The sequence below is a fragment of the Nocardia sp. NPDC004718 genome (assembly GCF_053601535.1).
This window is the reverse complement of sequence record NZ_JBSGCA010000015.1, coordinates 103,618-115,978: the sequence shown is the minus strand read 5'-3', so window position 1 is coordinate 115,978 and position 12,361 is coordinate 103,618. Positions and strand designations below refer to the sequence as shown.

Genomic DNA, 12,361 nt, shown 5'->3' with positions numbered 1-12,361 from the left:
GCCCCTTGCTCCCGCCCAGCGGCAGAACCCCGCTCGACAGCCGAATCAACCCCTTGCTCCCGCCCAGCGGCAGAACCCCGCTCGACAGCCGAATCAACCCCTTGCTCCCGCCCAGCGGCAGAACCCCGCTCGACAGCCGAATCAGCCCCTTGCTCCCGCCCAGCGGCAGAACCCCGTCCAGCAGCCGAATCAGCGCCGCGCTCTTGCCCAGCGGTAGAACCCCGTCCGGCAGCCGGATCGGTCCCTTGCTGTCGCCCGGCGGCCGGATCGACGGCCGACGAGGCCGCCCGCGCATTCGTTTCCCGCTCCGACGATCCGCGCTCAGACGTCGCCGAAAGGTCGGAAGGCCTTCGGGCCGCTTCGGTTTCGGCCGAGAGATCGCCCGGCATCGCGCTCGCACCACGCGCGGCGGGCGATGACGCAGACGCCGAGCCTGCCGTCCCGCGTTGCGGAGCACTCGACTCGGCGGTCGCGCTCGCCTCCCGCCGCGGCGTCATTCCCGCCGCACCACCGGATTCGGCGAAATCCGGTTCGGCCACCGGCACAGGGCGATCCGTATCCCCTTGCGCAGGCGAACCCGGCGCGACCGACTCGCCTGCGGCAGGCTCCGTCGGACGCCCGCCTCCGGCACCCGGGAATTCCGCGCCGGCACCGGAGCCCGCCGTATCGGCAGACGGATTCCCGGCTCGCACACCGCCGACCGGCGTCGTATCATCGACGTTCCCCGCACCCGCGGATGCGCCTCCGGCACGCTCCCCTCCCCCGCCATGCGCCGAACCACCGGCTTCCGCAGCGCTTCCCGAGCGGTCACCCCCGCGGTTCTCGCGACGAATCGCGGCCAGCGCCTCGGCACCTCGGCGACGAGGCGGGTCCGACGGCGAACCAGCCGCAGGCGACGGCGCGGGAGCATGCGCCGACGACGCGGCGGGCGCCGGGGCGATGGAACCACCGGCCAGGCCGCGCTCCAGCCGTTCCAACCGTTGCAGGGTGGCGGATTCCGCGTCGGACACCGAGGGCAGCAACATGCGCGCGCAGACGACTTCGAGCAGTAGTCGCGGCGCTGTGGCGCCGCGCATCTCCCCGAGACCTTCGTGCAGCAGCTCGGCGTAGCGGGTCAAGGTGGCCGAACCCAATCGCTCGGCCTGATCGCGCATCCGGTCGAGCACGTCGCCGGGGCCGGTGACCAGGCCGCGTTCGGTGGCGTCGGGCACTGCCCGCAGGAGGATCAAGTCGCGGAAGCGATCGAGCAGGTCGACGGCGAAACGGCGCGGATCGTGGCCCGCCTCCATCACCCGGTCCACGGTGCCGAACAAGGTCGCGCCGTCGTCGGCGGCCAGCGCTTCGACCGCGTCATCGATCAGCGCCACGTCGGTGACACCGAGCAGCGAGACCGCGCGGGCATACGTGACGCCCTCGGGGCCCGCGCCGGCCAGCAGCTGGTCCAGCACGCTCAGGCTGTCGCGCGGTGAACCGCCGCCCGCTCGAATCACCAAGGGGTACACGGCTTCTTCGACCGGCACGTGCTCCTGCTCGCAGATCCGCCCGAGCAGTCCGCGCATGGTGGCGGGCGGCAGCAGCCGGAACGGATAGTGATGGGTGCGCGAACGGATGGTCGGCAGCACCTTGTCCGGCTCGGTGGTCGCGAAGATGAAGATCAGGTGCGCCGGTGGCTCCTCGACGATCTTGAGCAGCGCGTTGAACCCGGCGGTGGTCACCATGTGCGCCTCGTCGACGATGAACACGCGGTATCTGGACTCCGCGGGCGCGTAGAAGGCGCGGTCGCGCAATTCCCTGGTGTCGTCGACACCGCCGTGGCTCGCGGCGTCGAGTTCGATGACATCCAAGTTGCCGGGGCCGCCCGGCCCGAGCGCCACGCACGACGGGCAGGTGCCGCATGGCGTCGAAGTGGGCCCTTGCACACAGTTCAACGATCGGGCGAGGATGCGCGCGGAAGACGTCTTGCCGCAGCCGCGCGGACCGGAGAACAGATAGGCATGGCTGATCCGCCCCGTGTCGAGCGCGGTACTCAGCGGGTCGGTGACGTGCTCCTGACCCACCACCTCAGCGAATGTTGCCGGTCGGTACTTCCGGTACAGAGCCACGGCCAGAGGTTACCGGCGACCACCGACAACGCGCATGCCCGCCTACCGCCCCGAGCAGCGGCACACGGACGCCGAGAAATGTGATCCACGTCACAACAGGCACGTCGCCTTCTTCGGCGTCCGGCCGGGACATGCGCAACAGCAACCTCAGAGCTATCTCCTATCCTGCACGTGCGAATACCGGACGCACCCGCCGCGGCATCCCGTCGCGGCCGGAAAAGATGGACTCCCACCCCGATTTACCTCCACTTTTTGGAAATAACGAAACCGTCACCATGGGTGACATCGATGCAATCGTCTGGCTAACGTGGCAGACGGCAACTTCGGTAGCCAAACCTTCATCAGGTTGGTGACCCCGGCCGGTCCCTCATCCCGACCGGGGCACAACCAACAAAGCTCCGCCAACGGGTGACCAGCGCCAATCCCCACTTCCACCGGAGGACCGTCCACGTGTCGTGTGACGACATCGCCGCCGCCTGGCTCTCCAGCACCGATTTCGCAGGCGACCGCTCCGCCGTCGCCCTCTTGAGCCGTGCCATCAGTCCCCAGGAGTTCGCGATCAAGCGCGACTCGCTGCCGGTGACCGCGGCCGCCGATCCGGCCACCGCCGCCGCCATCCTCGAGCTTCTCGAACGCGGCCAGGTGCCCACCATGGCCGCGATCCGCACCCTGACCGCGCAGAACGAGATGCGCCGCGAAGCCGAGCGCATCGAACGCCTCGGCCGCCGCGCCCAGCGCAGCATCGATGACTTCGGCTGGGTGCTCGCCAAACTCGCAGACGCGCACTGGACCGCGCACGGCTACGGCCCCACCCGCCGCGACGTGCTGTGCACCGAGCAGATCATGACGCTGATCCGCACCCGCGTCGGCAATATCGCGCCGTCGGCGGTCAAACACCTCTGGCTCATCGAGCGCGCGCAGCGCGCGGGGTGGATTGCCTCCAACGCCAATCCCCGGTCCCTGTGCGCGGCGCGGCGTTTCTACGCGGCGCAGTACGGCAACCGGGTGTCGTTGCGTCCCGTGAACACCATCGGCACCGCGATCGCGACGTATCTGGCGGACTACCAGGCAGAGCACGGCCGCCCGCCGCGCTGGTCGGTGGTCGCGCAAGAACTGCGCGACGACCGGGGCCGCCGGATCTTCCACAACACGGCCGATGCCCGCGCGCAGCAACTGTGGCTGACCACCGCGGAATGGGTGGAAATGTGCGACGACCTTCCCGTGCCCGGCCGAAGGGGCTTGCGGGCCATCCGTAAGTCCCGCGGTTGACCTCGGGCGCGTCGTGCGAGTTCGACAGCATAGGTTAACGGCGTTACTCTAACGCCGTTAACCTAGCGAGCGGAGCCGCGATGCTGACCCGGATGGCCCGATTCATCACTCGATCTCCGCGTACCGTGCTGGCCGCGGCGCTCGCGGTCGCCGTGCTGTGCGGCGTGTTCGGCGCCACCGCGCCTGCGCATTTGAAATCAGGCGGGTTCACCTCCGACAATGCCGAATCCGCTCGCGTCGCCCAGCTGATCGCGGACAACTTCGCCGGGGCGGCGCCCAATTTCGTCCTGCTGGTCAGCTCGGGCGGGGGCGCGGACGATCCGGCCACCAAGGCGGCGGGCACAGTGCTGGCCGACTCGCTCAAATCCCGCACGGATGTCCAGGGCGTCCAGTCCTACTGGACCACGCCGCAGCCGCTCGGGAACGCCTTACGCAGCACCGACGGCAAGAGCGCCTTGGTGGTCGCCTACATCGAAGGCGACGAGACCCAGGTGCAGCAGACCGCGAGCGACCTGGAACGGCAGTTCGCGGGGGTCTCCAACGGCATCACGGTGCGCCAAGGCGGCATCGCCGCGATCTATCACGACGTCACCGAGCAGACCACCCGCGACCTCGCGCTGGCCGAGGGCGTCGCGGTGCCGCTGTCGATGATCGTGCTCGTCCTGGTGTTCGGCAGCCTCGTCGCCGCGTCCCTCCCGTTGGCCATCGGGGTGTTCGCCATTCTGGCGACGCTGGCACTGCTGCGCATGTTCACGCTGTTCACCGATGTCTCCATCTACGCGCTGAACATGACGACGGCGATGGGGCTGGCGCTGGCCATCGACTCCAGCCTGTTCATCGTCAGCCGTTTCCGGGAAGAACTCGCCAACGGCTTGGATCCAGCCGCGGCCACCATCCGGTCCGTGCAGACCGCGGGGCGCACCGTGCTGTTCTCCGCACTCACCGTCGCACTCTCGATGGCCGTCCTGAGCGTGTTCGACCTGTACTTCCTGAAAAGCTTCGCGTACGCGGGCGTCGCGGTGGTCGCCGCCGCGGCGATCGCGTCGATCGTGGTGTTGCCCGCGGCGCTGGTGCTGCTCGGCCATCGGGTGAACTCCCTCGACCTGCGGGCTCCGCTGCGCCGCCTGTTCGGTCGCGGCGCGCCCGCACCCGGCCCGCAGGCGCCGGAGGACACCGCCTGGTACCGGCTGGCCGGCGTGGTGATGCGGCACGCCGCGCCGGTCGCGGTCGCGATCATCGCGCTGCTGCTCGCGCTCGGCGCGCCGTTCCTGTCGGTCAAGTTCGGTTATCCCGACGACCGGGTGCTGCCGGACTCCGCCGCCAGCCGTCAGGTCGGCGACGCCCTGCGCACCGAATTCCCCCAGGCCGATCCGGTCGCCGGCACCACGATCGTGCTGGACGGCTATCGCGGCGACAACGCGGCGCTCGGCGGATACGCCGCGCAACTGTCCAAGGTGGACGGCGTACCGGCGGTGCTGTCGGCCGCGGGCATCTACGTGACCGGCGCGCGAGTCGCGCCGCCGCCGCCCGGAATGATCAACGACACCGGAACCTACTTGAGCGTCGCGACCAAACTCGACCCCTTCTCGCCCGCCGGTGACCGTCAGCTGAAAGCGATCCGGGCCGTCCCCGCACCGGGTGACGCGCTCTACGGCGGCGCCGCGGCGGCCAACGCCGACTCGCTGCAGGCATTGGCCGCCCGGCTCCCGCTCGCCGCCGCCCTGATCGCGCTGACCACGTTCGTCGTGTTGTTCCTGTTCACCGGCAGCGTCGTGCTGCCGATCAAAGCGCTCGTGCTGAACACTTTGTCGCTGGCGGCCGCGTTCGGCGCGATGGTGTGGGTGTTCCAGGAAGGCCACCTGTCGGGCCTGCTCGGTTTCACCGCGGTCGGATACTTGGTGCCGACCATGCCGATCCTGATGTTCTGCCTGGCCTTCGGCCTGTCCATGGATTACGAGGTGTTCCTGCTGTCGCGGGTGCGCGAGGAATGGCTGGCCACGCACGACAACACCCGAGCGGTCGCGATCGGCCTGGCGCGCACGGGCCGGATCTTCACCGCCGCCGCCGTGCTGATGGCCATCGTGCTCGGTGCCCTGGTGACCGCGAAGGTGTCGTTCATGCAGTTGCTCGGGCTCGGCCTCACGCTGACCGTGCTCGCCGACGCCACGCTCATCCGCGGCTTGCTCGCGCCCGCGCTCATGCGCCTGCTCGGTCCGGCCAACTGGTGGGCGCCCGCACCCCTGGCCCGCCTGCACGCCAAGATCGGGCTGACCGAGGGCGAGGAGGACACCGCCGCACGCCCGCTGGAAACCGCGGGACGCGCATGATCGGTGGGAGGCGTCCGCGGTCGCCGCGCGGTTCCGGAGCCCAGTTGCGCGAGGAGATCCTGCGGGCCACGGCAGAGCTGCTCACCAGCACCGGGCACGCCGACGCCGTCTCGATCCGGGCGGTGAGCAAGCTGGTCGGGGTAAGCGCGCCGTCGATCTACCGGCACTTCGCCGACAAGGACGAGCTCCTCGAGGCGGTCGTCGCCAAGGTCTTCGAAGACCTCGCCGACGCGATCCGGGCCGCCACCGACCCCGCGACCTCTCCGTTGACCCAGCTGCACGACCAAGGCATGGCCTACGTCCGTTTCGCCCTCGAGCATCCCGAGCAGTACCGGCTGGCGACCGCGCCCACCGAGATCGGAGGCGCGGTGGATCAGGTCCTCACCAGCGGGGCCTTCCAGCATTTCGCGGCCACCGTGCGCAAGTGCATGGACGAGGGGACGATCGCGCCGCGTGACCCGCTGCCGATCGTGCTGGAGCTGTGGTCGGTGGGTCATGGCATCGCTTCCCTCCTGCTCGCCAAACCCTTCCTGCCCTGGGGTGACGCGGAAGCGACCGCCTCGCGCGTGATGGGCGCGGCATGCATCGGCTACACCGTGCTCGACCTGGTCGGCGCGGACCCGCCCACGCCGGACGCGGTCGCCGCGTGGCTGCGCGGTGTCCGGAAGGATCAGCCCTCCGCCTGACTCGGGAGCCACATTTTCCGGTCTGTTGTCGGCCCGCGAGCGACCATTCGGTAACTTCCTCGCAGCGCATTCGCGCGGAAGGAGTAACCCGTGTCCCCGACCATCGACCCCGCGGCCACCGCTTGGCTGCTGATCAGCACGGCCCTGGTCTTGCTGATGACCCCCGGCCTGGCCATTTTCTACGGCGGGATGGTGCGCTCGACCGGCGTGCTCAACATGCTGATGATGAACTTCATCGCGATCCCACTGGTGACCGTGGCCTGGCTACTTTTCGGCTACAGTCTGGCGTTCGGCGCGGACGCGGGCGGCGGCCTGATCGGCGGCCTCGATCACCTGGGCATGGCGGGCATCGATCCGGGTTCGGTGCACGGCTCGGTGCCGGAGTTGTTGTTCGTCACGTTCCAGCTCGCCTTCGCCGTCCTGACCGCAGCGCTGATCAGCGGCGCCATCGCCGACCGCGCCAAATTCTCCGCGTGGATGATCTTCGTGCCGGTGTGGGCGCTGGCGGTGTACGCGCCGATCGCCCACTGGGTGTGGGGCCCGGACGGCTGGCTCGCGCGGTTCGGCGCGCTGGACTACGCGGGCGGACTGGTGGTGGAGATCGCCTCCGGCGCGTCGGCCTTGGCCCTCGCGCTGGTGCTCGGCCCCCGCATCGGATTCCGGACCGACGCGATGCGCCCGCACAATCTGCCCTTCGTGCTGCTCGGCGTCGGCCTGCTGTGGTTCGGCTGGTTCGGCTTCAACGCCGGTTCGGCGCTGGGAGCCAACGGCCTCGCCGCGGCCGTCTTCCTGAACACGCTGGTGGCGGGCTGCCTCGGCATGCTCGGCTGGCTGGCGGTCGAACAGATCCGCGACGGCAGGCCGACCACCTTCGGCGCCGCCTCCGGCGTGGTGGCGGGCCTGGTCGCCATCACGCCCTCGTGCGGGTCGGTCAACACCCTGGGCGCGGTGCTGGTCGGGCTGGCCGCGGGCGTGGTGTGCTCGTTCGCGGTGGGCTGGAAGTTCAAGGCCGGTTACGACGATTCGCTCGACGTGGTCGGCGTGCACTTCGCCGGTGGAGTCGTCGGCACCGTGCTGATCGGCTTGTTCGCCACCGCGGTGATGACCGGCGGCGCCGATGGGCTGTTCTTCGGCGGTGGACTCGCCCAGCTCGGCAAGCAGCTGGTGGCGGTGCTGGTCGTCGCGGCCTACGCCTTCGGCGTCTCCTTCGCGCTCGGCAAGGGCATCGACCGGCTCGTCGGCTTCCGCGTCAGCAAGGAGGACGAGACCGCCGGGATCGACTTCGCCCTGCACGCCGAAACGGCATATGCGGAAGGGGTGCATGGACACGCGCCCCGCCGCCTCGGCGAGGGGCATTTCGGACGTCCGCATCCCGATCGCACGCTCGACGACGATCCGAAGCTCTGATCGATGCCACTCCCCCTAATCGGCACCGGGCTCGGGGCGGTATCGCGGACTACCTCACCGGAGAGCGCCGCCGCCCTTCGCCCGGCCTGAGCCGGACCGGATGACCACCGCGGGGCCCGTGCCCGCTCGGCGCGTCAGCTGACCGAGCCCGCCGACGCGGTGAACGTATTGCACTGGGCCGCACGGTTCTTGTTCAGCCCGGTCTCGAACCACTCACCGCCGTTCTCGGCGGACCCGTGGTCGCGCATGTCCCCGGCTTGGTCGCCGCGCCCATAGGCGTCCTTGCGGGCCACGGTTATCTGCGGATCGGTGAGCGAGCCGCCCTTCGACGACGAGGAGAGGTACATGCCGTCGAAACAATTGGCCTGCAATTCGACTCGCCGGGACAGTTCCAAACCCTTGGCGGTGCGCGGCCCGGCGTCGGCCCGATCGCTGTTGGCCTTGCGCAGGATGCCGGACATCGCCTGCACATGGTGTCCGTACTCGTGCGCGAAGACCGAGAGGTAGACCACCCAGTTGTCCTTGAAGTAGTCCGTCTGCAACTGGCTGATCGGCATGTAGATGGTCTTGTTCGCCGGGCAGTAGAACGCCGCGAAATTGCTGGTCGAGCCGGTGCACGGCGTCGTTATGCCCGACGTGGTCGCGCTGACGTTCAGCGACGGCGGCTGGAACGGCAGATTCGCCTCGCGCAATACGGGTTTCCACGCCGACTCCAGGCACGACGCGGCGCTTTCGAAGAACTTGCGGGCGGCGTCGACCTGGGTGCCCCACGGCGAGTAGTCGCATCGCGCCGGAACGAGTGTGGTGCTCGGATCGGTCAGCAACGGGTTGGTTCCGGTTTCCGACGGTCCGGTCGACCCGTCCGGCTGGGCGTCGAACGTGAAACTCGGTCGCGGGCCGGACGCGTCGTTGTCGCCGCGTCCCACCGAGATCGCGTTGCGCACCAGCCCCGCCGCGACCAGGAACACGATGACGATCAGCAGCACCACCCATCCACCGCCACCGCGTTTGCGCCGCGGCGGGTAAGGAGGCCGCCCAGGCGGACCGTAGGGCATCGGCGGAGGGACCGGAGAGCCGTATCCCGGCGGCGGTCCGTAACCGGGCTGGGCATACCCCGGCGGCTGGCCGTAGCCGGGTGGCGGGCCGTATCCAGGTGGCGGACCGTAACCGGGGCGTGGTCCATAGGGCGCACCGTAGCCGGGCGGCGGAGGAACCGGACGCCCCCTGTGCGGGACCGGTCCGTGTCCGTACGGTGGTTGGGTCACGCCCCCGTACCCCCTCGTCTCAGTGATCGCCGACAGCCGCTGACGCAGAATAGCAAGCTGTCTAAAGTAGGCAGCCATGCTGACTTTTCGGGGGGCCGCCCTAGGCGCGCTGCTTCTCGCCATCGCGGCAATGTTCGCGGCGGCCCCGGTCGCCCAAGCCCAGCCCGCACCCGACGGCGTGACCATCACCGCCGATCTGAAGCTGAATCGCGAGGGCGTCCTCGAAGTCGTCGAACAGATCGCGGTGCCGACGGACGGATCGTTCCGGATGTCGCTTCCACTGCGGCTGAAGGTGAACGACGACGCCGAGCGCGTCTTCCGAGTCACCGATGTGAACACCGAAGGCCCTGGCACCGCGACGGTCGCGAACGACCAGTTCACCATCGAGGCGCGGCCGGGCAAGTCCACCTTCCAGTACTCCGTGCAGAACACCGTCAGTGACGCGCCGGGCACCCAGGTGTTCCATTGGCTCGGCGTGATGGGCGCCGACATCGCGTCCATCAGCGCCTCGCTGATCAGCCCGAGCTTCGAAATGGGCATCGTGGACTGCAAACTCGGCCCGCCCGGCAACACCCGCCCGTGCGCCGACGTCAAGATCGAGTCCGACGGCGTCCTCTTTCTCGAGCAAACCGACCTGCACAAGGGCGACGCGATCGACCTGACGCTGCAATTGCCGCCCGGCACCGTGCCGAGCAACGCCGACGTGCGCGGCGGCGGCGACGCGGGCCCCTTCGCGATCACCGCCCCGGTGCTCGTGGCGTTCGGCGTCCTGCTGCTCGCGCTGGCGATCCTGGCCGTCTTCGTGCTGCGCGCCCGCCGCCAGGACGCGACGGTGGGCGGCGGCACGGAGACGATCGACCCGCTGCTGCGCGAAGGCGATCGAGTGCAGTTCAGCTCACCCGAGGGCGCGCTGCCCGGCGAGGCCGGCCTGCTGCTTGACGGGTATGTCGATCCGGTCGACATCGCCGCCACGGTGGTGGATCTCGCGGTGCGCCGCTACATCCGGATCACGCCGCTCAGCGACAGCGACTGGCGGATCACCCGGGTCAATACGCCCGACGATCAACTGCGCGACTACGAGAAGGCCGTCTACCAGGCATTGCTGCCCGGTGGCGCCGACGCCGTGACACTGGGTGAGCTGCGCGCGCCGGGGCGGATGACCTCCGGCCCGGTTCGCGCCGCACTGATCGCCGACGCCGTCGCCCGCGGCAACTTCCTCGATCGCCGCCGTCCCGGCATCGCGGTGTGGTTCGGTGGGGCGCTGGTGGTCGCGGGTGTCGCGGTGACCGTAGCGCTCGCGCTCACCTCGGGGCACGCCTTGGTCGGTGTCGCCATCGCGCTCGGCGGTGTCGCGACCCTGCTCTTCCCGAAGTACCTGCCGGTGCGGACGAGCCGGGGCCTGGAACTCGCCCGGCAGATCCGCGCGCTCCAGCGCGGCCTGGAGACCACCCGGCGCGAACATATCCCGCCGATCGACCAGGAGACCGTGTTCTCTCGCGCCCTTCCGTTCACGGTGATCGGTGCGCGTGCCGACAATTGGATCCGCGCCTTCCGCGACCTCGATCCGTCGGCCGACGCGCAACCCGGCCTCTACTGGTTCGGCGGCTTCGAACGCGACCGCAACTTGCAACGCTTCGCAAGCCACTTCCCGTTCTTCATCACAGCGTTGGAAGGCTTGTTCGCGACCGCGGGCGACCCGCATCGGTAAACTTCCCGCACGCACGAAAAGGGCGACCGGACAGCGTGTCCGGTCGCCCTTTGGTCGTATTGCTCAGTCGGTCAACGCGGTTCGCCGGACGGCGGCCAGCGGATCGGCGTAGAGGACGCTCAGCGAGGTCACCACGGCGGCGTATTCCTGTACCTTGCCGCCGAATCCGCTGATGCGGATATCGGTGGGCGGCAGCGTCGAACCCTGGTTGAACGCCCGCGCCACATGCGCTACCGCCGGGCGATAGCCGGTGAAGGCCTGGCCGCCGAGGATCACCCGATCAGGGTTGAGCATGTCGCGCACCATCGCCACGGTGTGGCCGAGGATGGTGGCCCGCTCGGCGAGCAGCTCGCGCGCGGATTCCGAACCCGCCTCCGCCGCGCGATACAGATCCGCGATGGTCGAGCCCGCGGTTCCGTTGTGCGCCGGGATGATGCCGCGGCCGACGGCCCTGGAGTGCAGCGACCGATCACCGACGGTCACCTCCAAGCAGCCACGCCGTCCGCAGGTGCATTCGACGTCCGAACCGGTGGGCAGGTGCGCGATCGATCCTGGACCGTTGCTCGGCGTGTGCACGCGACCGTCCAAAGTCACCGCGATACCGGCGGTTTCACGCACGTAGAAATACAGGCTACTGCCCCGCTCGACGCGGGCCTGATCTTTGGGCTCACCGGTGGGCAGCAACAGCTCCGAGCCTGCCATCGCCTCGACGTGCGGCGCGACCGAGACGGGCAACTCCAGCACCTCGCCGAGCACCGAACCTACCTGCGCGCCACGCCATTCCAGCTTCGGGTGGTCGACGACACCGGTCAGCGGGTCGACTCGGCCACCGATCGCGACACCGGCCCACAGCGCTTTGCGCCGGTGCCAGCGCTGCAGGAACGCCTTGGCGCTGCGGGCGACGGTGGTGGTGGCGAACTCCTGGCCGGTCTGCGGCGTGGCGATGGCCAAGCCGCCGAGGATGCGGCCGCGCAGATCGGCGGCGACGATCTTGGTGACCGCGGCGCCGATGTGGATACCGATCGTCAGGTAGGCGTCGTGATCGATTTCGAAGGGGACGCGGGGGCGTCCGACCGCACCCGACGCCGTCAGATCGGGACGTTCCCGCAGCAGGCCGGCCGCGAGTAGTGCGGAGACCTGGCGGTTGACCGTGGCGATGCTCAAACCCGTTGTGCGCGCGGCATTGTCGCGGGAGACGGGACCGCCGGTCGCGGAGCGCAGCACCGCGGCCGCCGGATTGTCGCCGATGCGGAGTTCAGGGGCGACAACCGGGCGCTGGACGCGGGCACGGCTGCCCGCAACCCTGGAGACGGATCGTTCGAGGGTGGGAAGGGACATTGTGCAGATCCTTGCTGAAGTCCCGTAATCGAACGGGACATGCCTACATGGGCGGCGAGGCAGCAAACGAGCAGGAAAAACAGCTCAGCTGCAGCAAGAGAGGCGACACAGTTCGCGTGTCAACGGCAGCCGCAGACCCAACGCGGCGGTCACGTAAGTGACGCGCAGGAGGTTCCATCGGCCGGCAGACATGTCATTAAAATTAACACCGATTTGCGCGACGCACCAACCCTCGACGCGCCGCTGTGTGCACACGCAC

Annotated in this window: 8 protein-coding genes; 5 read left to right on the top strand and 3 right to left on the bottom strand. The window is 69.4% G+C overall.

Going from position 1 to position 12,361, the window contains the following annotated elements:
• Nucleotides 1-2,102 (bottom strand): DNA polymerase III subunit gamma and tau (locus tag ACWEH3_RS14315; protein WP_452358328.1); only part of this gene is annotated, 2,102 nt, incomplete at its 3' end.
• Between the two features lie 450 nt (nt 2,103-2,552).
• On the opposite strand from ACWEH3_RS14315, the gene ACWEH3_RS14310 reads away from it, so the two are divergent.
• The 4 genes from ACWEH3_RS14310 (at nt 2,553) to ACWEH3_RS14295 (ending at nt 7,791) form a co-directional block, all read left to right on the top strand.
• Nucleotides 2,553-3,371 carry a hypothetical protein gene (locus ACWEH3_RS14310; RefSeq protein ID WP_450017887.1) on the top strand — a complete coding sequence of 273 codons (819 nt, stop codon included), beginning with the start codon at nt 2,553-2,555 and terminating at the stop codon, nt 3,369-3,371.
• A gap of 80 nt (nt 3,372-3,451) precedes the next feature.
• Nucleotides 3,452-5,698, top strand: a complete 2,247-nt coding sequence (locus ACWEH3_RS14305; RefSeq protein ID WP_450017889.1) for an MMPL family transporter — start codon at nt 3,452-3,454, stop codon at nt 5,696-5,698.
• 44 nt (nt 5,699-5,742) lie between these two features.
• Nucleotides 5,743-6,384 carry a TetR/AcrR family transcriptional regulator gene (locus ACWEH3_RS14300; protein ID WP_450017891.1) on the top strand — a complete coding sequence of 214 codons (642 nt, stop codon included), beginning with the start codon at nt 5,743-5,745 and terminating at the stop codon, nt 6,382-6,384.
• Between the two features lie 90 nt (nt 6,385-6,474).
• Nucleotides 6,475-7,791 (top strand): ammonium transporter, encoded by a 1,317-nt coding sequence (locus ACWEH3_RS14295; protein ID WP_450017893.1) that lies wholly within the window; start codon nt 6,475-6,477, stop codon nt 7,789-7,791.
• A 134-nt stretch (nt 7,792-7,925) separates the two neighbouring features.
• Here the strand turns inward: ACWEH3_RS14295 and ACWEH3_RS14290 are convergent, their stop codons facing one another.
• Nucleotides 7,926-8,780: a neutral zinc metallopeptidase gene (locus ACWEH3_RS14290; protein ID WP_450017895.1), complete on the bottom strand. Its 855-nt coding sequence runs from the start codon at nt 8,778-8,780 to the stop codon at nt 7,926-7,928.
• A gap of 352 nt (nt 8,781-9,132) precedes the next feature.
• On the opposite strand from ACWEH3_RS14290, the gene ACWEH3_RS14285 reads away from it, so the two are divergent.
• Nucleotides 9,133-10,764: a DUF2207 family protein gene (locus ACWEH3_RS14285; RefSeq protein WP_450017897.1), complete on the top strand. Its 1,632-nt coding sequence runs from the start codon at nt 9,133-9,135 to the stop codon at nt 10,762-10,764.
• A 63-nt stretch (nt 10,765-10,827) separates the two neighbouring features.
• On the opposite strand, the gene ACWEH3_RS14280 is transcribed toward ACWEH3_RS14285, so the two are convergent.
• Nucleotides 10,828-12,102: an ROK family transcriptional regulator gene (locus ACWEH3_RS14280; RefSeq protein ID WP_356963410.1), complete on the bottom strand. Its 1,275-nt coding sequence runs from the start codon at nt 12,100-12,102 to the stop codon at nt 10,828-10,830.
• Nucleotides 12,103-12,361 lie beyond the last annotated feature (259 nt).

Coding starts and splice junctions, on each gene's coding strand:
- ACWEH3_RS14305 (WP_450017889.1), top strand. CDS start 3,452: ATGCTGACCCGGATGGCCCGATTCATCACTCGATCTCCGCGTACCGTG.
- ACWEH3_RS14285 (WP_450017897.1), top strand. CDS start 9,133: ATGCTGACTTTTCGGGGGGCCGCCCTAGGCGCGCTGCTTCTCGCCATC.
- ACWEH3_RS14280 (WP_356963410.1), bottom strand. CDS start 12,102: ATGTCCCTTCCCACCCTCGAACGATCCGTCTCCAGGGTTGCGGGCAGC.